Raw genomic sequence first — 25,073 nt, forward strand, 5'->3', positions numbered from 1 at the left:
CGTTGCTTCGCAACTCACCCCAGTGGCGTAAACGCCACAGCCAACCAGAACCTTGGTTGGTTGGCTTCGACCAATAATATAGGTTTACTCTATTTTAACATCTTTCTTATTTTTCTTAGAATATTTATTTCTATAATAACAAGTACGGCATACAGTATTTTGAGTTTCTTTCTTTTCAGTTTGTAATATATTATCCAACTTATCTAATCCTACTGCTCTAATATCATCAACAGTAAAATCTAATGCTTGTGATTGTTCATAGTCTTTAACAGTACTTAATTCACTCTTTAAAGAATGAATATAATTTAAAGCACGACTATTATATCTTTGTAAATAAGACCTAGGAAATCATAAACTAAAAGTCATAGTTTCACCACTATAACTAGGTGGTAATCCACCACGTTTAATTATTCGCTTTGTTTGTCTTTTAGATAATACAACTTTATTATAATCATCAACATTAGTATAAATATTTAGTTTAAACTTAACTAAAAATAACAAAATACGCATTCTTTTAACTTGCACAATATATTCCACTTTTTCACGTGCTTGTTTTGGTATTCTATCGGGGTGTTGTTCAATCATATACATAATTCCATTAAAATTATGACCTATTAATTTACAAAACATTCCTAAACTTTCTTGTGTTTCTTTAAATTCGGGCGACAAATCATTACTATTAATTTTCAAACCTAACTCATCTAAAACAACCATATCACACTCTTTAAAAGCATAATTACTATTTAATTGATTAAATTTAAAAACATCATCATAAGAACAGCGATAACTATATTCATTACGAACTTTAATAGGAATAGGACTTACTACCCTACCCTTATGTTTTTGTGCTAAACAACAAGCAAGAGCAGATTTACCAGTACGTGGTGGTGCTGAAATAATATAACTACCTACACGTTGTAATATCTTTATATTTTTTCTAGTTATTAAAAATGGATAAAGTATTATTAATAATATAACTCCTAAAAGTAAATAACCATATCAAGGCATTATTTAACCACCTTACTTTTATTTTTAAACTTATTTTTAATTCAAAAACAAAAATCTACAAAATATGAACTTAAAATAAAAGGAAAAATAAAATTTTTGAACCAAAACTAGCATTTTCAAAAAATAACTTTAATTTATCTACATCAAAATCAAAAAATAACGCAGTAAACGATGATATTAAAAAACAAAAAATAACTCCACTACAAATTTCAAATAAATCTTTCTTTTTCATAATAAACTCCTAACCAACTAAAAATCCAACTGCTTTTAAAAATACTCATAAAGTTAAAACTTGTTCTAAACCACTAGTAAAATCAACATTTAAAACAGAACTAATAGTATCATCAAAAATACGCCTCAATAATCCATCAAGTTTAGTAAAAAATTCTCTTAATGGTTCAACTGGTAAAACTTTACCAACAACACCATAAAGTACTCATCTAAAAGCATTACGCAAATGACCAAAAACATCATATCAACTAACACGCTCATACTCAGGGTTAAAAGGACTATTTGGCGGAACTGGTGTTACTTTCTCACTTGAAAAAATATTAATTTGACCAAATGAAACCTCTGGTGGAATAGTTAAATTTGTAGTTCCATGAATATCAAAAAATACAGTTAAATGTCTTAAATTTGGAACACGAACCGGCATAGTAACAAAATTATACAAATCTTGCATATAAACATCATTACCAATCTTTCCTTTAAAAACATATTTTGTATCACCAACATAATCTAAAAAACTAAAAGAAAAATCACCAGTAAATGTAGAAAAAGCCTCATAATTAAAATAAAACATAAAACCTTGAATATAAAAACTTAAAGGTTTATCAATTTCAAAATTTAATTCAAAACGTAAATTTAAAGGTTTAACTCAATGATTTACATTATGAATAAGAAGTCGATTTTTTTTACCATATTGAATAAAATTATGATTGAACATAATACGGGAAATATCATCTAACTGATATCTCCTAAAAGAATAAACACCAGTTCCAGTATTAAGTGTTGTCTTTTTAACACCTACAACATCACTTTGATATTCAAAATCCAAATCATTATCTACACCACCTATAATTTCACCACTAACTAATTTTAAATCCGGTTGGTCAATGTCAAAATAAGCAGAATTTCATGGAATAGTTGCTCAATCATTAAAATCATTATACTTAACGTGTTTAATCATTTCTTTTTTAATATCATAATTAACAACATTAGGGTCATTTGAAACAATTAAAGAAGTTGGTGCTTGAACAGAAGTATTTACAACAAAAAACAATTTAGCAAATTTAAATCACATAATTATTTACCAAACAAACATTTTAAAATTCACCATGAACCATAAAACAAAACAAATCCAATAAAAAACTGTGTTCCATAAACTACTAAATTTCATAAAATAGTAGTAAAATCATCAACTGGATTACCTATAAACATAGTTCAATAATCAACTATACATTGATGTATTTTATTGTAAATTTCTAAAACACTCATACTTAACACCTACCCAAACAATGACCTAAAAACAAATTTAATAACACGATAAATAAAATTAAAAATACACCTAATACCAATCAAAAAGTCAAATTAAACAAAATATAAACTTCATCAGTAATATTAGTTTGATTTAAAAATATACCAATATCATTACTAGAAAATATAAAAATAAAATGCAATATACTAATAACAAAATTAGACATAATTAATCACCAATACCAAAGTCACGAGTTGAACTACCAGTAAACTTATTACCGCCAGCACCACCTTTAAACTTACCTTGTTGTTTATTTCTTGTTTTTACTTTTTCAACGCGTCTTTGATAACTCTTAGCAATTTGTTGACCAGTACCAACACCCAAAGAAACAGAACTTTTACCAATGAACTTAACAGCATATCCTAAACCTAATGTTGGTAACATTAATTCGGGTAAAATAACCCTAAATGCAAATCTAAGCAAAATCAAAAATATCATTAACGTACCTAAATTAAAACCTAAATCACCAAGTGGAAAACTAAAAAACTTCATAAAAATTGAAGCAAATAATTGCATAACAGTTGTAATAAAAGGTATAAACATAATTTCACATCCTAATGTCTTGTAAATCTAAATAATCCTAAAATTAAATAAAATACAAAACTAACATTTATTAAAGCAAGAATAGGCAAAGGTAAAGTGTATAAACTATCATAAAAAAACGACTTAATAAAAAGTGTCACAGTATGTAATCCAGCAAAAGAACTTAAATACTGCATATAAATAGTTTGTACCAAAGTATTAACAACTGGTAAAAGTCTACCCAATAATGGTAAAACAAAAACCAAACTAAAAAATAACTTTACCATTTGCTTACTCCTTTCTAATTACTAATGAGTTCCATGGATAATATGACCAACAAACTGCTTAATAAATACAAGAACCATAAATACAATTGAAATTAACACTGGTCAATTTGTAAGTGTTCCACCATCACCAGTAGTAAATACTCAACCAAAAATATAAGTAAAAGCATTTAATAATTGTTGTCCTACACCACCTATCATGGTTAATAATGCTGATAGTCCAGCGGGCATATTAATCACCCCCTTTCTCTAATTCTTTTTGTTGTTTTTCCATTTCTAATTTACGTTTCTTCTTTTCAAAATCTTTACGACAAAAAATACAATCAGGCTCACTATCATTCTCCTTTACATGTTTTCTATGTTTATATTTTTCTATACCTTCACGTATTCAATTTCTACAAAATCAAAGAATTAAACAAAAACCACCAATATATAACACATATTTTATAATTTCTTTCATATCCATTATTTATCACTTCCTTTTTTTCTTTTTTTTTAAAAATCAATTAAACTAAATAACTCATAAAAAATTACTAAAACAAAAAGTAAAATATTAATGCCTAAATCTAAACCAATAAAAAAATCAAAATTACCATTTATAATATTATGTATTTCAGCAACAGTTCAAACCATAGAAAAAAACCAACAATAAAACAAAAAAACATGAAATTTAGGAGTGTCATACCACTTTTTTTTAATTTCTTTATTTTCCATTATTAAACACCACCTAATGTATAAGCATAAGAATAATCCCAATTTAAACTTGCTCTATCTAAATTAATCTCCGACATATTATCATCATTTAAATCAACATCAACCATACTGTCATTTGTACTTTGATAATCACTAACACTAGCATTAATTAATTTTGCTCTTTCATCTGTAAATATTTCTTGTAATTCACTGTTATTATGTGTACTTCCCAATGGCAATAATAAAGTATTAATAATCTCACTTGCACCGGCAATAATCGTAGGAATAGCAAAATAATTATTAAAATTATTATTAATACCCATAGCAACACCACTACTAATCAAACATCCACCAGTACCCATATTTGCTATCTTTCTTATATTTTGAAATCTATTAGGGATTAACTCAGTTAAACCACTAATAACATTTGCTATACCAAAACTATTTAAAGATATATAAGTATCTCAATCTACAAAAGGAACATCAATTATCGGTTTAACAGTTGTAAATGGTGGATACGTTGTTTTAGGTGGTTCAGTAGGACATGGTGGTCAAAAACAAGGTTCATCTCTTAATAAAGAAACTAACTTATCTACATACTGAACAAACTTAGCATAATTTATTAAACCAATTGTTCCTAAACCTAAAAATATCTTTTTATAACTATTAATAACTTTATTTCTAGTAGTTAGTCTTTGATTAATATTCCATATATCAATTCCTAACTTTTTACTAAATAACAAAGAATTAATAGAACCTAATACTGGGTCTTTTAAATATTGACCATAATAAGCACTAACTCCAACCATAGCACTTAATGGACTTAATCCAATTCTTAAAATTTTAGTTAAAGTATAATTACTAGTTTGTTCTAACTCATTAGGCATAAATAAAACTCCTTACTTTATTAATAAGGAGCTTATATATGAATTATAATCTAATCCATTAGGGGCTTAAAATGAAAAATATATAATCCATATATAAGCCCCTTATTTAATTTTTATTTTATACATTATTTTCATTCAGTAATATCTACAATAGTACCGGATAAATCCAAAACTAAATTATAATAATTACCAACTTTTAAATTTAATTTATGTAAATATTTTGAAAAATCATTAACAACTGTTGGATTATACCATTTGTCTCTTACTTTACCAGTAGGTATATTTGTTTGTTTATTAATTTCCAAAAAAGTTAAAACATCAAAATTTAAAAACTTACCTTGATTATTTTTATCGGGTATCATTTTATCTTTTTCAATATTAACTAATTGAGTTTTAAACATAAAAATTGCCAATCCTTTCTATAAATTTTAATAAAAAAAATAATAGATTGAATTGGCAAACAATTAAGTAATTAAATTAAAAATATTATAAATACAAAATTAATTTAATAAATAAAAAGTTTTTAATATTAATATTTAACTATTCCTCGCATGGAACTGTTACCAATTCAAATAAGTAAAATATTATTTAAAAACTAATCTAAAACAATATAAACTTATAAATTAATAATATCAAATATTATAAAAAAATCAATAAATATAAAAATGAAAAAGTAAGTAATATTTTATTCCATGCGAGTAAAATAAACATTACTTACTATAATAAAAGTATAACAAAAACAAAATAAAATACAAATATAGTATATATATTACTTGAAAAAATTTAAAATTAATGTAGAATACGATTTTTTAAAAATATTTTTTCAATTTTAGTTTTATCAAAAACTTTATAAAGAAAATCTAAAACTTCATTTTTATTAAATTTATTTTTTAATCAATACCTAAATCTTAAACTATCTAAACTTATATAATAGTTAAAATCTTTAAAATAATCACTAGTAACAACATAATCATAACTTCCGCCAATTAATTGAGTATTACCTTGTTCATTTGGTTTAGTTTTAAATAAATAAAATTCTTTTGCTTTTTCACATGCTTGTACTAATTTTTGTAAACTTAACATTTTAGTACCACGAACTACAAGCGGATTTTTACAATTTCTACTAAAAGAATATGCTTGAATACCAACATCTTTTTGATTTAAAGATTTAATATTTTCTTGTACTTTTGTTACATATTTACTCAAATATTTAACCACAAATTCATTTGTACCTTTATGTACAACTTTTAAATCAATACCTTTATTATTACCAACATGTGGTCATCATTTAGTTATCATACTATAAGGTATTTTACGATTAAATAATATATGAAAATGTACGGCTCCTCGTTTTTGATATTCATAAACATAAAAATATCTTAATTCACCTAAATGTTTAGAACGTTTAGGGTCATTTCATCAACGTTTTAAACGTTTAAAAAATAATTGTAAATCATGTTTTGCTTTTCTAATATCAGTTTCATTTTTATGATAAGTTAAAGTTAAAAAACTTAAAATTCTTGCATTATAAAAATTATGTAATGCTTTTTGAACTAATTTACATTTAGTACGAACGTTATTATTTCTTAACTTAGTAATATTACCAATATTCTTTATACCTAATTTATTTCTTTCATTTTTTAACATATCAATAGGTAAAACAACATTTTTAACATAACAAGCATAAAAAATTTTTTTAACATAAAAATTATATGAAATATTCATTTATAAACATTCCTCGCATGAAATTTTTATAAAAATAAAATTGAATGATTTATAAATAAATATAAATCTTTATATATCTTATCATAGAAAATAAAAAAAGTATCAAACTTTACACTTGCGGTGAAAAATGATACTTAACTAAATCAATTATATTTTAACAAAAAATATTTTTTTATCTAAGTTTTAATTTTAGTTCCTTACTATATCTTGTCATAAAAAAAGTCTCCTTACTAAATTAAAACATTGTTTTTTGCAACTTAGGGGCGACCCTTTCCTATTTAACCGTGAAATTATTGGAGATATAGTGTAGGTACTAAAAAGATGCATCATTGGTACATAAAGCATTTAAGCAATCAAATCGCTGTTTAAAAGATATCCAAATATTTCATACTGATCGCGGTAATGAGTTTAATAATAAAACTATTAATAAACTTTTACTAGCATTCAACATTACCCGCTCTTTAAGCAAAAAAGGCTGTCCTTATGACAATGCTGTTGCTAAGGCAAATTTTAAAACTTTCAAAACCGAATTTATTAATAACAAATTTTTACATCATTTATCCAATTAAAACTACAATTATTTGATTATATCAATTGATATAACAACATAAGAATTCATAGCACTCTAAACTACTTAACTCCAATTAATTATCAAAAACAAATGTCTACCAAAAAATAGTCCTAAAAAGTGTTGCCATTCCACTTATCTAACCAATGCCATTTTAGTTGAAAAGGCAACACTTTATGTGATAAAATTTAAAAACAGTACATAAAGGAAGAAAAATTTGTGGAAAATCTTAAATATATAATAGTAAAAGAAAATAAAGATTTTAATTTGGTTCATAAAATTTGGAAAAAAATGTTTTAAAAACACATGTGTTTTTAAAACATGAACATTTTTTGTTATTTAATAAAACACTAAAAGAAAATTTAAATAATTTAAATGTTCAATTATGATATAAAAATGATTATAACCAAGTTATTGGATTTTCGATTATTTTAGAACAAAAATTAGAAGCTTTATTTTTAGATATAAATTATTTAAATCAAGGATTTGGTTCAAAAATATTAAAAAAATTAATTAAAGAATTTAATATAAATCAAGTTGATGTCAATGAACAAAATACTAGAGCTTACAGTTTTTATTTAAAAAATGGATTTATATTTGCTAAATTGTAAAGGTAAGTGCAACTAAATTATTTTTCTATCCAAATATTCGATTGGTGAAAGATAATTTAGTATTTTTCTCGGTTTTTGATTTAAAGACAATATAAATTTATGAACTTCATTTTTATTAGTTTTTGAAAAAATAAATTTTTTAGGAAATTTTTCTCTAATTAAACCATTAGTATTTTCATTAGTACCTCTTTGTCAAGGTGAATATGGATTGGCAAAATAAATTTTTACATCTAAATTTTTTTCAAGTTGTTGTCAATTTGAAAATTCTTTGCCACGATCAAAAGTAATAGTTTTAACAATGTTTTTAGGAAGAATTGATAAATAATAACTGACATTTTTATTAATAACTTTAGTAGTTCTGTTTTTAACTAATATTGCTAAAGTAAATCGTGATACTCTTTCAACTAAAGTTATTAAACATGATTTGCTTTTACCTCGTGATGATACTATAGTATCTCCTTCTCAATGACCAAGTGTTATACGATCATTAACATTTATATCTCGTTCTTTAATTGATTTACCATTAAACTTGCCACGATTTTCTTTAGATTTTCGTTTTTTACCTTTTCTTCTTAAATTTTTACTAGTAACTTTATCAAGCATTCCAAAATAAATTCAAGTATAAATTGTTTTAAAACTAATAACTCATTCTTTATGAAAATTTTTAATTCTGCCATAAATTTGTTCAGGTGATCAACCTAATAGTAATTTTTGTTGTACATATTTTACTAAATTCTTATTTTTAAACTTATGAAAACTAATATGTGATTGTTTTCGATTTTCAGCTTTATTTTGTGCAATTAATGAAAAATAATGATTATTATCTTTATTTCTATTAATTTCTCGAATAATAGTACTAATACTTCGATTAAGATTTTTAGCTATTTCACTAATTTTAAATTTAAATTTCAATTGATTCTCAATATAAATTCTTTCATCTATGCCAAGATGTTTATAACTCATATAAAAACTCCTTACTTTTTTCTAAACTAAATTTAGCATTATGAAATTTTTATATGAGAATTTTTTGCAATTTTATTTACTTGCACTTACAAGTATAACTCAGCATTTAATGATAGAAAAGAATTGGATAATTTTAATTTACCTTATCCAACAATAAATTTAATTTTCAAAGGTGATTAGTTCCTAATTTACTGGACCACTTTTGATATTTTGAGGGAAAGGGTCACCCCTAAGTTGCAATAATTACACTCTAGTGAAAAAGTAATTGAAACACTTTTTCTGGGATATTTTTTATTTTTGTATGGAATCTTGTATTGTTATATTTTCAAATACCATGATTCATATGTAATAAAAATACATTTATATTTTTGAATTTTTGTCTTTTAAAATAACCAACTTTTAAAATTTTAAATACAGTTTCAACAATTGCATTTTGATATGAAGCATAGCCATCTGTCATGCTTAATTGAATATTATTTTTTTTAGCATAATTTCAATAATCATGAGTTCTAAACTGTATTCCGCGATCAGTATAAACGATTGTATTATGCAAATTATATTTATTAGACATGTTTTTTAAAGATTTTATAAGATGTGATTTTTCTTGATTTTTAGATCAGTGGTGATGTACTATTTTTCGTGAATAAAAATCAACAAATGCTCATAAATATAATTTTTGATTATTAATTTTAAATTCACTAATATCTAAAGCAATTTTTTCTAATGGTTTATTAACACTAGCTGAGTTATACTTGTAAGTGCAAGTAAATAAAATTGCAAAAAATTCTCATATAAAAATTTCATAATGCTAAATTTAGTTTAGAAAAAAGTAAGGAGTTTTTATATGAGTTATAAACATCTTGGCATAGATGAAAGAATTTATATTGAGAATCAATTGAAATTTAAATTTAAAATTAGTGAAATAGCTAAAAATCTTAATCGAAGTATTAGTACTATTATTCGAGAAATTAATAGAAATAAAGATAATAATCATTATTTTTCATTAATTGCACAAAATAAAGCTGAAAATCGAAAACAATCACATATTAGTTTTCATAAGTTTAAAAATAAGAATTTAGTAAAATATGTACAACAAAAATTACTATTAGGTTGATCACCTGAACAAATTTATGGCAGAATTAAAAATTTTCATAAAGAATGAGTTATTAGTTTTAAAACAATTTATACTTGAATTTATTTTGGAATGCTTGATAAAGTTACTAGTAAAAATTTAAGAAGAAAAGGTAAAAAACGAAAATCTAAAGAAAATCGTGGCAAGTTTAATGGTAAATCAATTAAAGAACGAGATATAAATGTTAATGATCGTATAACACTTGGTCATTGAGAAGGAGATACTATAGTATCATCACGAGGTAAAAGCAAATCATGTTTAATAACTTTAGTTGAAAGAGTATCACGATTTACTTTAGCAATATTAGTTAAAAACAGAACTACTAAAGTTATTAATAAAAATGTCAGTTATTATTTATCAATTCTTCCTAAAAACATTGTTAAAACTATTACTTTTGATCGTGGCAAAGAATTTTCAAATTGACAACAACTTGAAAAAAATTTAGATGTAAAAATTTATTTTGCCAATCCATATTCACCTTGACAAAGAGGTACTAATGAAAATACTAATGGTTTAATTAGAGAAAAATTTCCTAAAAAATTTATTTTTTCAAAAACTAATAAAAATGAAGTTCATAAATTTATATTGTCTTTAAATCAAAAACCGAGAAAAATACTAAATTATCTTTCACCAATCGAATATTTGGATAGAAAAATAATTTAGTTGCACTTACCTTTACAATTTAGCACTAAAACTAATGCTATCATCAGATTGTTTTAGTAAATTAGGTGCTATAAATCAAATATAAATTATCTTTCTACTAACTTTATTTTCTTTGCTTAATGTTGTGGCAGATTTACCAGCAAAATATTGTTCTATTATTTTTAATTTTAGTTCCTTACTATATCTTGTCATAAAAAGAGTCTCCTTACTAACTTAAAACATTGTTTTTTGCAACTTAGGGGTGACCCTTTCACATATTCAAAAATTTGTAAAATACACTTAATAAATATTTATTTTTTATTATGTCTATGTATAATTAAGATTAAATATCAATATCATATTTCATGTTATTTGAAAGGAAAATTAAATTGAGTCAAAATGAAGTATTTAGTTGAATAGGTGTTATTTCTGGTTCTAGCTTACTTATTTCTTTTATATTACTTTTAATGTTTTTACTAATAAAATTTTTATTAAATTATAAACAAAAAAACAAAGTTAAAAGAATACTTTCTTCAAATGATTTTAGTCAAATCATAGGAACGAAAAAAGAATTAAAAATAAAACTAAGAAAATATTTTAAAGAAATATTTATTAGAGATGTTGATATAAATTTATTTAAAAAATTTCTAAAATCAGAAAGTGGAATTAATAAAAAACCAACAAAAATTGCCTGAAATTTTTTTATAATTTTGACAAGTTCAATATTAGTAAATAAATCCGAAGGAAGAGTTTCTGAAGCAATTAAAAGTATTAAAAATACTTTTGATGAAAGTAAACAATTATTATTAACTTCCGATAACAATAACTTAGTAACAGATGTAATTTTAAAAATTATGAATTTAAAAATCAGACCAATCTTAATTGCTAGTAGATCACTAACAAAAATAGACACTAATGGTAATTTCATCATTAATGATGAAAATTTAAGCAAAAAAGAAATCGAAGATTTTTGAAACCAAATTGATAAAGTTAGAAAAGATTTAATAGAAAACAAATACTTATATTTTATTTCAATACTTTCACTTTCAACTGCAACTAATGAACAAATCAAAAAATTATTAAACTACACAGATTAAAATATTAAATGTTTAAATAAAATATAAGTAAAAAACAAATTTAAATTTTTAAAACAATATCTTTAAAATTACCTATTAAGACTTATGTTTTATAATCAAAAAAATTATAAAACATAATTTTTAATAATGTTAAAAAAAGGAGTTAAACAGTGAGAAAAATTTTTATTTCATATCATCATCTAAGAGAACAAGAAGAAAAAGACCAATTAGCAGAGTTAATTAAAAAGTATGCTAATTATTTAAATATAAAAGACATGTCTGTAGAAATAGGGGATATTGATACCACATGATCAAATAATGAAATCGCTAAAACTATTAGACAAAATCATTTAAAAGATACAACTATTACTATTCTTATTCTAGGAATACATACAAAATGTAGACAACATATTGACTGAGAAATTGAAGCTTCATTAAATAAATATGGAAGTTTAAATAGAAGAAAGAAGATAAATAGTTTTATAATACTTTTAACTGCTGATTTTATTAAAAAAGCAAAAACAAATTGTAATTTTAATAACACTTGTGATTATTCTTCTTTAATCACCCAAGAAAATGCTGGTCAAAGAATATATGAAACCGTAATAAATAAACATGCAATTATTGCTACTTATGATGAAATCTTTTCAGATATAATAATTCTTAAAAATTTACTTGATAAAGTTCAATCTAATCATAAAAAAGAAGAAATGTTTTATCAAAATGTTATCAGCCCTAGTTTTTTAAAACCAACTGTTTTAAAAGATAATACTAAAGATACTGTTTTTAATGAAAAAAAAGAAATAGATAATACAAAATTAACTTCAAATAAAGATAATGGTTTTAAAGAAGAAGATAGTGATATTGAAATACTTTCTGAATCAGACGAAGAAATAGATAATGCAAAATTAACTTCAAATAAAGATAATGATTTTAACGAAGATGATGATAGTAATATCGTAGTACCTTCTAAATCAGAGGAAAAAATAAATAATGTAATATTAACTTTAAGTCAAGATAGTGAAATTAACAATCAATTACTACAAGAAATTACAACGGACTTTACTAAAGATGATAATAAAAGTAATCTTTTAAGAAAATTATCTTTAAAACATAATAGTAAAGATAATGGAATTGGTAGTGAACTACAAGAAACAAGTATACTGAAAGACGAAAATTTTAAAAGAATACATCTCCATAAAAAAGATAATTCAGAAGAATGTGAAGCAAAAGAAAAATCTGAAAAAACAATGCAAGTGTTTAATAAAAAAACAAAAAAATTTATAAATTCTGGTAAAATTAATTATACACAAGAATGTCCAGAAATATATTTATCCTATCTTTAAAACATACAACTAATAAAATAAAATATAAATATTTAAAAAGTGAGAATAAAATTCTCACTTTTTATTTTAATTTAATTTAGTATTCTTCTTCAAGTGAAGAATTACCCATACCTATTAACTTCTCAGTTGGCATTAAACCAGTACCGGCCGGTATCAAGTTTCCTAAAATAACATTTTCCTTTAAACCACGTAAATTATCTTGTTTTGACTTAATAACAGCATTAGTTAATACTCTTGTTGTATCTTGGAAAGAAGCAGCAGCCAAGAATGATTCTGATTCTAATGGTGCTTTTTTAATCCCTAAAATAATTGGATGACCAAAAGCAGGTTTTTTACCAGCAACAATAATTTTGGCATTAACATTCTTAAATTCTTTGATATCAACAATCGCTCCAGGCAATAATGGTGAATCATTACCTTCAACTACAAAAATACGATTCAACATTTGTTTTACAATAATTTCAATATACTTATCAGAAATTTCAATTCCTTGTAAACGATAAACACGTTGTACTTCTTTTAAAATATATTGTTGAACTTCAATGATTCCTGCTACTTCTAGTAATTGTGTAATATTAATTGCACCTTCAGTTAGTTTTTGGCCAATCTTAACATTATCACCAATTTTAATTCTTACCTGCGCATTATATTGAGTTTTGTATTCTTTATAGTCAAGTTTTGACTTTACAGTAATTGTATAAATTCCTTGCTCTTCACGAATATCTGTTACTTTACCATCAAATTCACTAATAATAGCAACAGCACCTTTGGGATTAGTAATATCTAATAATTCTTTAATTCTTGGTAATCCTTGGGTAATATCACTACCACCAGCAACTCCTCCAGTATGGAAAGTTCTCATCGTTAGTTGAGTTCCTGGTTCACCAATTGATTGCGCTGCAATAATTCCAACTGCTTCGCCAATAGCAACAATAGAACCTGTTGTTAAATTAATACCATAACATTTTTGACAAACACCATAACTTGCTTCACAAGTTAAAACTGAACGAATATTTATTTTTGTAATTTTTGCCTCTAATATTGTTTCTACTAATTTTTCAGTAATTAATTCATTATTTGCAACAATTACATTATTTTTACTATCAACAACATCACCTTGAACAAAACGTCCAAATAAACGGTCACATAACGGCACAATAATATTATTACGTTTTTGGTCAACAACGTCACTAATTATAAAGCCATTACCGGTATTACAATCTTCTTCAGTAACAATAATATCTTGTGAAACGTCAACTAGTCTTCTTGTTAAATAACCTGAGTCAGAAGTTTTAAGCGCCATATCTGCCATTCCTTTACGAGCACCATGGGTAGAAATAAAGAACTCTGAAACATTTAATCCTTCACGGAATGAAGATTTAATTGGTAATTCAATAACTTCTCCTTTTGGATTATTCATTAAACCACGCATCCCTACTAATTGAGTAAAGTTACTAATATTAGTTCTAGCACCTGAATCTCACATCATAAAGATTGGATTTTCAATATCTTTTCTTAAAACTGTTTCTAGTTCAACTTGAATATTGTTTTTAATACCACTTCATTTATTAATAATATGGTAATGACGCTCACGATTAGTTAACATACCTTGTTTATAAAACTTGTTAATTGTTTTAACATATTCATCTGCTTCTTTAAATAATCTTGTTTTACCTGAATAAGATACAACATCGCCTGCAGAAATTGTTGTTCCTGAAATTGTTGAAAATTTAAAACCAAGATTTTTCATTTTATCTAACATTTGTGCAGTTAATTGAGTTCCAAAAGTTTTAAAATATTTATGAATAATATCTGCTAAAGCTTTTTTCTTAAATGGTTCAACAATAACTCTTTTTTTAATAAATTCACGAAAATCAACATCAGTGGCAACTAAATCTTCATTATGAGTTTCAGTTAAATTAATAATATTTGGGCGATTAATAAATGGCATTCTTTCTGAAAACATTTGATTAAAAATAATCTTACCAATAGTAGTAATTAAAAATTTATTTTGATCGGTAGCAGCAAATTTACTTGCACCTAAACTAGCAACACGAATTCCAATAATAGCATGTAATGAAACCTGTTTTGTATCATAAGCTTTAATTGCTTCATTAACATCTTTAAAAATTGAACCTTGACCTAATTCATCTAATTTTTCAATAGTTAAATAATAATTACCAAGAACCATATCTTGAGTTGGCGTAACAATTGGTTTACCATCTTTAGGACTTAAAATATTTTTTGAACCTAACATTAAACTTCTTGCTTCAGCTACTGCTTCTTGAGTAATTGGCACGTGAACAGCCATTTGGTCACCATCAAAGTCAGCATTAAAAGCAGGAGTTACTAGTGGGTGTAAACGAATAGCTTTCCCTTTAACTAGAATTGGTTCAAATGCTTGAATTCCTAAACGGTGTAAAGTTGGAGCACGGTTTAATAAGACAGGACGATCTTTAATTACTTCTTCTAAAACATCTCAAATTCGTTCATCTTGAATTTCAATTAATTTTTCAGCAATTTTAATATTTAAAGCTAATTCTTGATGAACTAATCTTTGCACAACAAAAGGTTTGAACAAAATAATTGCCATATCACGAGGAATACCACATTGATACATTTTTAATTCCGGACCAACAGCAATAACGCTTCGACCTGAATAATCAACACGCTTACCTAATAAGTTTTGACGGAAACGTCCTTGTTTTCCTTTTAATGTTGAAGTTAAAGATTTTAATGGACGTTTATCTCTTCCTGTTACTGGACGTGCTTTACGTTCATTATCAAATAAAGCATCAACTGATTCTTGCAACATTCTTTTTTCATTATTAATAATTAAGATTGGTGCTCCCATTTGTTTTACTTTTTTTAAGCGTTCATTACGAATAATAATTCTTCGATATAAATCATTAATTTCTGATGTTGTAAAACGACCACCATCTAACTGAATAATTGGACGAATATCAGGTGGAATCACCGGAATAGCATGTAATACCATTCATTCTGGTTTATTTCCTGATTTAGCAAATGAATCAATAACATCTAAACGACGTTCTAGTTTTCTACGATCAGTTTGTGATTTCTTGTTTGTCAATTGTTTTTTAATGGCAAGAAATTCTTTTTCTAAATTAATATTTTTTAATAAATACTCAATAGCTGAAGCACCAATTCCAAATTTTGTTCCAGTATGTTTAGTAATAAATTGAGCACATTCATCCATTGAAAATGGACGTGAAGTATCTGCTAAAGTATCAGTTAACATTTGAGCACGAGTATAAGCAAAAGAAGAAGGTTCTAATTGTTCTAAAATTTGTGCAAATACTTTACGTAAACGATTACGAGTATCAGTTGAAGATTTAGCATTACCTAAATCCATAATCATTTTTTGTTTTAAACCTTTAGCAGTCCCTGGATCTAAAACAATATAAGAAACAAAATATGCTACTTCTTCTAAGTCTTTAGCTTTCATATCTAATGCTAACGCAATTCTTGAAGGAGAAGCCTTTAACATTCAAATATGAGTTACTGGTTCTTCTAACTCAATGTGTCCTAAACGTTCACGTCGAACAATTGCTTCAGTAATTTCTACTAAACAACGTTCACAAACTTTACCTTTATTTTTTATTTTCTTATATTTACCACAAGTACATTCATAATTTTTAGTTGGTCCAAATATTCGTGCATCAAATAATCCATCTTTTTCAGGTTTTAATGACTTATAATTAATTGTTTCTGGCTTTGTAATTTCTCCATGTGATCATGAGCGAATTTGATCGGGAGAAGCAAGAGAAATTTTAAGGGCAGTATAATGTTTTGAATTTTTTTGCATTTGCATATATTTATTACTCCTTTTCTAATCCTCAAGATAACTTTCGACTTCTTCATCGTAAGTTACCACTTTTTGTTCTTGACCTTTTTCGTCAATTAACACAATATTTATTCCTAAACCTTGTAGTTCTTTTGTTAAAACATTAAATGATTCAGGGATACCTGGCGTTGGAATTTGTTTATTACGTAGAATCGCTTCATAAGTTTTAATTCTACCTTTAATATCATCAGATTTAATAGTTAGGATTTCTTGTAAAGTATGAGCAGCACCATAAGCTTCTAATGCTCAAACTTCCATTTCTCCAAATCTTTGTCCACCATTTTGTGCCTTACCACCTAATGGTTGTTGAGTAATTAATGAATATGGACCCACATTACGAGCATGTAATTTATCATCTACCATGTGTGATAGTTTTAACATATACATAACACCAACTGAAATTTTCTTGGCAAACTTTTCACCAGTTAAACCATCATATAATGTTAATTTATCAAAGTCATTATATTTTGCTTCTTTCATAATATCTAACAAGTCTTGATTTTTTGCACCATCAAAAACAGGGGTTGCTACTTTAATTCCTAAAGTTTTAGCAGCCATTCCTAAGTGTAATTCAAGAATTTGTCCAATATTCATCCGCGATGGTACTCCTAATGGATTTAACATAATATCAACCGGTGTTCCATCTTCTAGGAAAGGCATATCTTCAATTGGTAAGACTTTAGAAATAACACCTTTATTTCCGTGTCTTCCAGCCATTTTATCTCCTTCTCGGATTTTACGTTTTTGTACAATAAATACTTTAACTACTTCTTCTACTTCTGAAGGTAAGTCAAAACCATCTTCACGTTTATAACGTTTAATACCTTGAACAATTCCACCACCACCATTAGGTACTCGTAATGAATTATCTTTAACATTACGTGATTTTTCACCAAAAATAGCTGCTAATAATTTTTCTTCAACAGTTGATTGTGTTTGACCTTTTGGTGTAACTTTACCAACAAGAATATCTCCTTCTTTAACTTCAGTTCCAATTAAAACAATTCCTTCATCATCAAGATAACGTCTTGATTGTTCAGAAGTATTAGGGATTTCACGTGTAATTTCTTCTTTACCTTGTTTTGTTTTTCGACATTCTAAATTATATTCTTCAATATGCATTGAAGTATAAACATCATCTTTTACTAAACGTTCACTAATAATAATAGCATCTTCATAGTTATAACCATGTCAAGTCATGAAAGCAATAATTACATTTTGTCCTAATGCAAGTTCACCATCTTTCATTGAAGGTCCGTCTGCTAAAATTTGATTAACTTCAACTTTATCACCAACTTTTACTAATGGCACATGAGTTACTGCTGTTCCTTGATTACTACGTTCAAAACGACTTAACTCATAAGTTGTTATTTCATCTTCTGATTTAATAATAATTTCATGAGAATCAACATATTGTACAACTCCCGGTAAATTAGCAACAATAGCTAATCCTGAGTCACGAGCAACAGCATACTCAACACCCGTACCAACAATTGGTGTTTGTGGTTTTAATAATGGAATTGCTTGACGTTGCATATTAGCACCCATTAAAGCACGGTTAGCATCATCATTTTCTAAAAAGGGAATACAACTTGTAGCTATTGACACAATTTGTTTTGGTGAAACATCAATATATTCAACTTCGTTTGGTCCAACAATAATATTTTGACCATTACTACGAGCAATAACATTATTATTTTTAATAACATTATTAGTATCTAATTCAATATTAGCTTGTGCAATGATATAATTCTTTTCTTCACCGGCAGTTAAATATTTAATTTCATTAGTAATTTTACCTGCAATTACTTGACGGTAAGGTGTTTCAATAAAACCGTATTCATTAATACGAGCATAAGTGGCTAAATTATTGATTAAACCAATATTAGGTCCTTCAGGAGTTTCAATTGGACAAATTCTTCCATAGTGAGAATAGTGAACATCACGAACTTCTAAACTAGCACGATCACGTGATAATCCACCAGGTCCTAAAGCAGTTAAACGTCTTTTATTAGCCAATTCTGCTAATGGATTAGTTTGATCCATAAATTGTGATAATTGTGATAAGTTAAAAAACTCACCAATAACAGCTGTTAATGGTTTATTATTTGTAATATTTGCTGGTTTCATTTTATCACTATCAGTAGTTGACATTTTTTCTTTAACATTTTTTTCAATACGTCCCATTCCGATACGAAATTGGTTTTGTAGTAATTCACCAATTGTACGAATACGACGATTTGCTAAGTGATCAATATCATCAGCATTACCAATACCATGAACAAAATTTAAAATATAAGAAAGAGTTGCTAAAATATCAGCAATAGTAATAATTACTTCTTTACATTTAGGATTAATTCCAACAACATTAATAACTTCATTTAATCTTTCTTTATCATTATAAACTTTAATTAACTGCACATAATGTTTTGGTTCACTATCACTAATTGATGTTTTTAAAGGTACTAAACATGCTCCTTCTTCTAATACTGTTTTTAGAATTTCTAATTGTGATTTACCAATTACTGTTTTTTTGGATAAAACAACTTTACCTCTAATATCTTTAATATCTTCAGCTAGAGTGTAATTTAAAACACGATCTGTAATAGCTAATTTTTGAATTAACTTATATCTTCCTGCTTTTGTTAAATCATATTTTTTTGAATCAAATAATAATCCAGTTAAAAATTTTGCAGCACCATCAACACTGGCAGTTTCTCCAGCTTTAATTTTTTTATAAATTTCTTGTACTGCTGCTGGTCAATTTTGATGTTCATCATATTCATAAGTATTCAATAAAACATCATCTTTACCAATTATATTAATAACATCATCTTTAGTTAATCCTAAGGCAGTAAGTAAAGTGGTTACTGCAATTTTACGTGATTTTTCAATTTTAACTTGAATAATATCTTTAATTGCATTTTTATTACCAACTAATTTATTACGTTTAAAATCAGTTTCAAATTCTAGTCAAGTTCCACGTGATGGAATTAAATCACCTAAAAATTTATATAATCCGGTTTTTGGATCAATTTCAATTTTAAAATATGCACCTGGTGAACGAACTAATTGTGAAACAACAACCTTTTCACTTCCATTAATAATAAAGGTTCCTTTTTGTGTCATTAATGGAAAATCACCTAAAAATACATCTCCTTCACGAGTTAATGTATAATCAACAATTAAAACATCTTCTTCTCTACTTTTAATAGTAACTTCAATAGTTGAAAATTCACTATTAGCATGAACATTTTTTTCTTCAAAATAATATATATTATCGCTAACTTTTGGTTCATTAATGTTTTTAATACCAAATTGGTCTTTAATTCAACGCATTAAATAATCTAAAATATTATCTTTAGCAGCAATAGTTAAATGACGATTATTTTCATGAATTGATAAAGATAATTTTGTATAGATTGGTGCTTCATAAGTTTTTGACTCATCTTTTGCTTCTTTTAATGTTCTTCTTGGTTTACGAAATTCTCAATCAATCAATGATAAAATAATACGATTATCATTATCAGTTACCGGAAATATTTCATTAAATACTTCTTGTATTCCTGTATCAATAAATCATTTATAAGTATCACGTTGAATTGAAATTAAATCAGGAAGATCTAAATTTCCTGATACTTTAGTATAGTCACGTCTTTTTGCATAATGACCAAATTGTTTTGTAGTATATGACATTGGTTCATCTCCAATTTTAAAAATTTATTAAAATCAAATAATTTGATTTCAGTTAATTAGTATTAAATTACTAATTAGTTTGATAAAATATTAAGTTTTAAGTTGATAATTTTTAGTTAAATAACAAACAGAAAACCAGTATTAATTAAAACTGGTTTTCATATAAATTTTTAATATTTGAACTACTTAACTTCAACAATAGCACCAACGGCTTTTAACGTTGCTTCGTGTTCTGTTGCTTTTGCTGTATCAATATTTTCTAAAATCTTTTGTGGTCCTGTTGCTACTGCATCAACCATTTTTTTAGCATCCATTAAAGACATTGTACCACCAACAATTGCCTTAACTGCTTTAATAACATCAACTTTTTTGTCTCCTACTTCTTTTAAGATTACAGAAACTGTTGATGGTTTTGTTGCTTCTTCTTTAGCTGCTGGTGGTGCAGAAGCAACTGCTGCAGTTACTCCAAAAGTTGTTTCAATTAATTCAACTAATTCTTTTAATTGAACTGCTGTCATTGTTTTAACATGTTCAATAATTTGTTTATTTGTAATATTTTCCATTATTTTTTCCTCCATATTTTTTTTATTTAATAAGTGTTAATTATGCGTTTTCTTTTTGTTGGGCTACTGCTTTAATTGCTAAAGCCAAATTGCGAACTGGTGCTTGTAAACAAGAAGCTAACATTGAAATTAATTCTAATTTTGATGGTAATGAAGCTATTTTTTGTAACTCACTTTGGTCAATAACTTTCCCTTCAAAAATGCCACCTCTTAATACTAATAATTTATTAATTTTAGCATAATTAGAAACTATTTTAGCTGTTTCTAAGTCGTTTTCAAATCCAAAGATAAAACCATTTGGGCCAACTAAACTACTTTCAAGCGATGAATATTCTTTTTTTAAAGCACGAGCAACTAAATTATTCTTATAAATAGTGAATGTTGCACCTTTAGCTCTTAATTCCTTACGTAAAGAACTAATTTCTTCAACATTCATACCTTGATATTGTACAACAATTGTTGTTTTTGAATCATTAATTTGCTTAGCAATTAAATCAATAGTTTTTTGTTTTTCAACCATTGCTGGGCGCATAAGTACACCTCCTTATTATTCTGAAATAACTAGCAATAAGTAGTAAATAAAACTCGGAGCAAAACCGAATAAATCACATGCATATATAATGATGGAAATTACCTGAGCAACATAATTAAGACAAAAGTCCGTTGCTGTCTTTGGCTTATTCTAGCTTGTATATTATATGATATATATATATTAAAATCAAGAAAAATTTACAAAAGATTAAATAAACACTATTTTTAATAACATAAATGCTAATTTCATCAATATCTTAATTAAGATTAAAAAAATAAATTAAAAATAAACTTCATATTGAAGTTTATTTTAATTAAAAAAATTGTTTTTTTTATAACTGGTTACTGTTTTTACTACTAGAGTTTTTGCTTTCACTTGAAGAAGATTCACTATTTATTTTTGATTTATCTAACTCAAGATTTTTACAAACTCTTTCTCTTCTTTCAGATTCATTTTTTTCTCCTCAAGCTTTATTTATTTTATCAGCATTTTTAGCATGTGCTTCTTGTTTTAATTTATTATTCCTTTCACTTTTTGAATATTTTTTCTACCTTTAAATACTCAATAAAATTATATATTTGCTAAATTGTAAAGGTAAGTGCAACTAAATTATTTTTCTATCCAAATATTCGATTGGTGAAAGATAATTTAGTATTTTTCTCGGTTTTTGATTTAAAGACAATATAAATTTATGAACTTCATTTTTATTAGTTTTTGAAAAAATAAATTTTTTAGGAAATTTTTCTCTAATTAAACCATTAGTATTTTCATTAGTACCTCTTTGTCAAGGTGAATATGGATTGGCAAAATAAATTTTTACATCTAAATTTTTTTCAAGTTGTTGTCAATTTGAAAATTCTTTGCCACGATCAAAAGTAATAGTTTTAACAATGTTTTTAGGAAGAATTGATAAATAATAACTGACATTTTTATTAATAACTTTAGTAGTTCTGTTTTTAACTAATATTGCTAAAGTAAATCGTGATACTCTTTCAACTAAAGTTATTAAACATGATTTGCTTTTACCTCGTGATGATACTATAGTATCTCCTTCTCAATGACCAAGTGTTATACGATCATTAACATTTATATCTCGTTCTTTAATTGATTTACCATTAAACTTGCCACGATTTTCTTTAGATTTTCGTTTTTTACCTTTTCTTCTTAAATTTTTACTAGTAACTTTATCAAGCATTCCAAAATAAATTCAAGTATAAATTGTTTTAAAACTAATAACTCATTCTTTATGAAAATTTTTAATTCTGCCATAAATTTGTTCAGGTGATCAACCTAATAGTAATTTTTGTTGTACATATTTTACTAAATTCTTATTTTTAAACTTATGAAAACTAATATGTGATTGTTTTCGATTTTCAGCTTTATTTTGTGCAATTAATGAAAAATAATGATTATTATCTTTATTTCTATTAATTTCTCGAATAATAGTACTAATACTTCGATTAAGATTTTTAGCTATTTCACTAATTTTAAATTTAAATTTCAATTGATTCTCAATATAAATTCTTTCATCTATGCCAAGATGTTTATAACTCATATAAAAACTCCTTACTTTTTTCTAAACTAAATTTAGCATTATGAAATTTTTATATGAGAATTTTTTGCAATTTTATTTACTTGCACTTACAAGTATAACTCAGCATTTTTTATTAAAAATATATATAAAAATATATAAAAAATTATTCTTACTTAATTAAGTAAGAATAATTAAACTAATTATCGTTATATTTTAAAATGAATAACGTCGTTGTCTTACATTTGTAGGAGGTTGCATATTGGCCATAGAATTTGCTTTATCTACATCAAACTGATTTTCAACTGGAATTATATTATTTTCAACATTTATTATTGTTTTATCATTCATTAGTTCATTTATAGTTTTAAGTTTTCTACCATCCAGTTCTTGTTTTAATATATTAAATTGTGTTTCTAACTTAGTTTCTAATTTATCACTTGTTAAATCCTTAGATACTGATTTAACTTCTTTTTTTTCTTTTTCTTTTTTATCTTTATTATTTTTAAATATTTTATTATAAATTCATGATTCAACTTTTTTTGATGCAGTTGAAAAAACTGATGTAATTGCTTTAAAACCTCCACTAATAAAAACTGAAGCAATAGCAATATCAATCTTAATTGCTGCCACTACTGCAGCAGCCAAATAAGGAGCTAAAATCACAGGAAGCAAATTTGGAAGAACAGCAATAACAATAGTAATGACTAAAATAATAACCCAAACTTTTCACTCGGTTTTAGATGGCTTTGATTTTAATTCCATTTGTTCTTTTAATAATTCTTTAACTGGCATTGTACTAATATTATTTGCATTTTCTTTATCAATTAAACAAGTGCTTTTTTTATATTCTTCAATACTCTGGTACTTTTTAGTCTGTTTTCAAACTTCAACCTCATTTTTTTCATTATTATCAAAATATATTATTTCTTCAAAAATTGATTCATCATTATAAACTAAAGTTGTTATATAAAATATCTTATCTTCAATTGGAAAAATTTCTTCATCAATTTTTCTTTGTAGTTCTATTCTTCTATTAATATTTTCTTTTAATGATAACGGCATCCAATCATCACTATAACTATCTAGTTCACTATTTAAATTGCTTATAGTATTTTCTAATTCTTCAATTTTAGAATTATTTTTTTCAATATTATTATTCAATTCTTTTTTTATATTTCTTTGTTCTTCAATTTCTAATTCTTTATCTGATATTGTTTCTTTAAGCGCAAAATATTCTCTAAATTCACTATCGGTTGTATTTTGTTTCTTAGTTTTATTTATTTCCATTTTTCTTTCTTTACGTTTTAAATCATCAAGTAATGGTTTAAGTTGAATAATTTCTAATTCAAAAAGATTTTCTCTAACAATAGTTAATTTTTTATTTAAATCATCATTTGTTCTTTTGACATCTTCTAATTGTTTTGTAAAATTAAAAATTTCTTCTCTAAGTTTACTTATCTTTTGATCTTCTATAATTGTAAGACAATTATATTTATATTTATTTAAAACATTACTATCATTATTTGCTTCATTATTTGATTCATTTAAACTATTTTCACTTCTAGAAGATTTTATTGCTAAACCTCCATGTCTTTTTTTTATAGAACCATCGGTTTGAGCAAAAATATTTTCTGGATTATTTTCCATTATTCGCTGAAATGTTGTTGATTTTCTTTTATCATTATCACGCATTTTATACACCTTCTTAGTAAAATAAAACCCATTTACTTACAAACAAAGCAATGGGTTAAAAACTATATTTAGTTTTACACTTATCTTTTACCAAATTTTAGAAATTTTTACAATATTTTTTATTTTCATATTATATAAATAATTTAAATATTATTAAATTTTGAGGTATATAATAATTATTTAAAATAAAAGAG

The 25,073-nt window shown here is 25.3% G+C and carries 25 protein-coding genes and 2 pseudogenes; 5 read left to right on the plus strand and 22 right to left on the minus strand.

Going from position 1 to position 25,073, the window contains the following annotated elements; all coding sequences use genetic code 4:
- Positions 1 to 84: 84 nt before the first annotated feature.
- The 13 genes from AACL03_RS00320 to AACL03_RS00380 form a co-directional block, all read right to left on the minus strand.
- Entirely contained in the window at positions 85 to 1,008 is a 924-nt protein-coding gene (locus AACL03_RS00320; RefSeq protein ID WP_339038682.1) for a hypothetical protein, read from the minus strand.
- A gap of 70 nt (positions 1,009 to 1,078) precedes the next feature.
- On the minus strand, positions 1,079 to 1,240 hold the full coding sequence (locus tag AACL03_RS00325; protein ID WP_339038684.1) for a hypothetical protein: 162 nt from the start codon (positions 1,238 to 1,240) through the stop codon (positions 1,079 to 1,081).
- 9 nt (positions 1,241 to 1,249) lie between these two features.
- The gene (locus AACL03_RS00330; protein WP_339038686.1) at positions 1,250 to 2,311 is read right to left on the minus strand and encodes a hypothetical protein; all 1,062 of its coding nucleotides are present in this window, start codon (positions 2,309 to 2,311) and stop codon (positions 1,250 to 1,252) included.
- Between the two features lie 2 nt (positions 2,312 to 2,313).
- Positions 2,314 to 2,505, minus strand: a complete 192-nt coding sequence (locus AACL03_RS00335) for a hypothetical protein (RefSeq protein WP_174479934.1) — start codon at positions 2,503 to 2,505, stop codon at positions 2,314 to 2,316.
- Between the two features lie 2 nt (positions 2,506 to 2,507).
- A complete protein-coding gene (locus AACL03_RS00340; protein WP_339038688.1) occupies positions 2,508 to 2,711 on the minus strand; it encodes a hypothetical protein in 204 nt (67 codons plus the stop codon).
- Positions 2,712 to 2,713: 2 nt separating this feature from the next.
- Positions 2,714 to 3,088, minus strand: a complete 375-nt coding sequence (locus tag AACL03_RS00345) for a hypothetical protein (RefSeq protein WP_338960394.1) — start codon at positions 3,086 to 3,088, stop codon at positions 2,714 to 2,716.
- 11 nt (positions 3,089 to 3,099) lie between these two features.
- Positions 3,100 to 3,354, minus strand: coding sequence for a hypothetical protein (locus AACL03_RS00350; RefSeq protein ID WP_174480864.1), 255 nt, complete (start codon positions 3,352 to 3,354; stop codon positions 3,100 to 3,102).
- A 21-nt stretch (positions 3,355 to 3,375) separates the two neighbouring features.
- A complete protein-coding gene (locus AACL03_RS00355; RefSeq protein ID WP_174480862.1) occupies positions 3,376 to 3,582 on the minus strand; it encodes a hypothetical protein in 207 nt (68 codons plus the stop codon).
- A gap of 1 nt (position 3,583) precedes the next feature.
- Complete coding sequence (locus AACL03_RS00360; RefSeq protein WP_338960396.1) at positions 3,584 to 3,817, minus strand: hypothetical protein; 234 nt, start codon at positions 3,815 to 3,817, stop codon at positions 3,584 to 3,586.
- A 29-nt stretch (positions 3,818 to 3,846) separates the two neighbouring features.
- Positions 3,847 to 4,065 (minus strand): hypothetical protein, encoded by a 219-nt coding sequence (locus AACL03_RS00365; RefSeq protein WP_339038691.1) that lies wholly within the window; start codon positions 4,063 to 4,065, stop codon positions 3,847 to 3,849.
- A gap of 2 nt (positions 4,066 to 4,067) precedes the next feature.
- The gene (locus AACL03_RS00370) at positions 4,068 to 4,931 is read right to left on the minus strand and encodes a hypothetical protein (RefSeq protein ID WP_339038693.1); all 864 of its coding nucleotides are present in this window, start codon (positions 4,929 to 4,931) and stop codon (positions 4,068 to 4,070) included.
- A gap of 125 nt (positions 4,932 to 5,056) precedes the next feature.
- Entirely contained in the window at positions 5,057 to 5,332 is a 276-nt protein-coding gene (locus AACL03_RS00375) for a hypothetical protein (protein ID WP_338974505.1), read from the minus strand.
- Between the two features lie 388 nt (positions 5,333 to 5,720).
- Positions 5,721 to 6,656: a rolling circle replication-associated protein gene (locus AACL03_RS00380; protein ID WP_339038695.1), complete on the minus strand. Its 936-nt coding sequence runs from the start codon at positions 6,654 to 6,656 to the stop codon at positions 5,721 to 5,723.
- A 274-nt stretch (positions 6,657 to 6,930) separates the two neighbouring features.
- Here AACL03_RS00380 and AACL03_RS00385 point away from each other — a divergent pair.
- Positions 6,931 to 7,335, plus strand: a pseudogene (locus AACL03_RS00385) (IS3 family transposase); the annotation flags it as partial.
- Between the two features lie 170 nt (positions 7,336 to 7,505).
- On the plus strand, positions 7,506 to 7,835 hold the full coding sequence (locus tag AACL03_RS00390) for a GNAT family N-acetyltransferase (protein ID WP_339038697.1): 330 nt from the start codon (positions 7,506 to 7,508) through the stop codon (positions 7,833 to 7,835).
- Positions 7,836 to 7,847: 12 nt separating this feature from the next.
- Here the strand turns inward: AACL03_RS00390 and AACL03_RS00395 are convergent, their stop codons facing one another.
- Complete coding sequence (locus AACL03_RS00395; RefSeq protein WP_339038665.1) at positions 7,848 to 8,798, minus strand: IS30 family transposase; 951 nt, start codon at positions 8,796 to 8,798, stop codon at positions 7,848 to 7,850.
- Between the two features lie 250 nt (positions 8,799 to 9,048).
- Positions 9,049 to 9,369: an integrase core domain-containing protein gene (locus tag AACL03_RS00400; protein WP_339038699.1), complete on the minus strand. Its 321-nt coding sequence runs from the start codon at positions 9,367 to 9,369 to the stop codon at positions 9,049 to 9,051.
- A 273-nt stretch (positions 9,370 to 9,642) separates the two neighbouring features.
- On the opposite strand from AACL03_RS00400, the gene AACL03_RS00405 reads away from it, so the two are divergent.
- A complete protein-coding gene (locus AACL03_RS00405; protein ID WP_339038665.1) occupies positions 9,643 to 10,593 on the plus strand; it encodes an IS30 family transposase in 951 nt (316 codons plus the stop codon).
- A gap of 12 nt (positions 10,594 to 10,605) precedes the next feature.
- Here AACL03_RS00405 and AACL03_RS00410 read toward each other — a convergent pair whose 3' ends face one another.
- Positions 10,606 to 10,785, minus strand: coding sequence for a hypothetical protein (locus tag AACL03_RS00410; protein ID WP_339038701.1), 180 nt, complete (start codon positions 10,783 to 10,785; stop codon positions 10,606 to 10,608).
- Between the two features lie 176 nt (positions 10,786 to 10,961).
- Here AACL03_RS00410 and AACL03_RS00415 point away from each other — a divergent pair, with 176 nt between their 5' ends.
- Both AACL03_RS00415 and AACL03_RS00420 read left to right on the plus strand, forming a co-directional pair.
- Positions 10,962 to 11,669, plus strand: coding sequence for a hypothetical protein (locus tag AACL03_RS00415; RefSeq protein WP_339038703.1), 708 nt, complete (start codon positions 10,962 to 10,964; stop codon positions 11,667 to 11,669).
- Between the two features lie 149 nt (positions 11,670 to 11,818).
- On the plus strand, positions 11,819 to 12,994 hold the full coding sequence (locus tag AACL03_RS00420; RefSeq protein ID WP_339038705.1) for a TIR domain-containing protein: 1,176 nt from the start codon (positions 11,819 to 11,821) through the stop codon (positions 12,992 to 12,994).
- 76 nt (positions 12,995 to 13,070) lie between these two features.
- On the opposite strand, the gene rpoC is transcribed toward AACL03_RS00420, so the two are convergent.
- The 6 genes and pseudogenes from rpoC to AACL03_RS00450 form a co-directional block, all read right to left on the minus strand.
- Entirely contained in the window at positions 13,071 to 16,823 is a 3,753-nt protein-coding gene (rpoC, locus tag AACL03_RS00425; RefSeq protein ID WP_339040155.1) for a DNA-directed RNA polymerase subunit beta', read from the minus strand.
- A 36-nt stretch (positions 16,824 to 16,859) separates the two neighbouring features.
- Positions 16,860 to 20,558: pseudogene (locus tag AACL03_RS00430) on the minus strand (DNA-directed RNA polymerase subunit beta); the annotation flags it as partial.
- A gap of 182 nt (positions 20,559 to 20,740) precedes the next feature.
- Positions 20,741 to 21,121, minus strand: a complete 381-nt coding sequence (rplL, locus tag AACL03_RS00435; RefSeq protein WP_339038709.1) for a 50S ribosomal protein L7/L12 — start codon at positions 21,119 to 21,121, stop codon at positions 20,741 to 20,743.
- Between the two features lie 40 nt (positions 21,122 to 21,161).
- The gene (rplJ, locus tag AACL03_RS00440) at positions 21,162 to 21,653 is read right to left on the minus strand and encodes a 50S ribosomal protein L10 (protein WP_252320296.1); all 492 of its coding nucleotides are present in this window, start codon (positions 21,651 to 21,653) and stop codon (positions 21,162 to 21,164) included.
- Positions 21,654 to 22,257: 604 nt separating this feature from the next.
- The gene (locus tag AACL03_RS00445) at positions 22,258 to 23,208 is read right to left on the minus strand and encodes an IS30 family transposase (protein ID WP_339038665.1); all 951 of its coding nucleotides are present in this window, start codon (positions 23,206 to 23,208) and stop codon (positions 22,258 to 22,260) included.
- A gap of 192 nt (positions 23,209 to 23,400) precedes the next feature.
- Positions 23,401 to 24,879, minus strand: coding sequence for a hypothetical protein (locus AACL03_RS00450; RefSeq protein WP_339038711.1), 1,479 nt, complete (start codon positions 24,877 to 24,879; stop codon positions 23,401 to 23,403).
- Positions 24,880 to 25,073: the final 194 nt, after the last annotated feature.

It is taken from the genome of Spiroplasma endosymbiont of Andrena trimmerana, from assembly GCF_964019575.1.
In the GTDB taxonomy this organism is placed as follows: Bacteria; Bacillota_I; Bacilli_A; order Mycoplasmatales; family VBWQ01; genus Spiroplasma_E.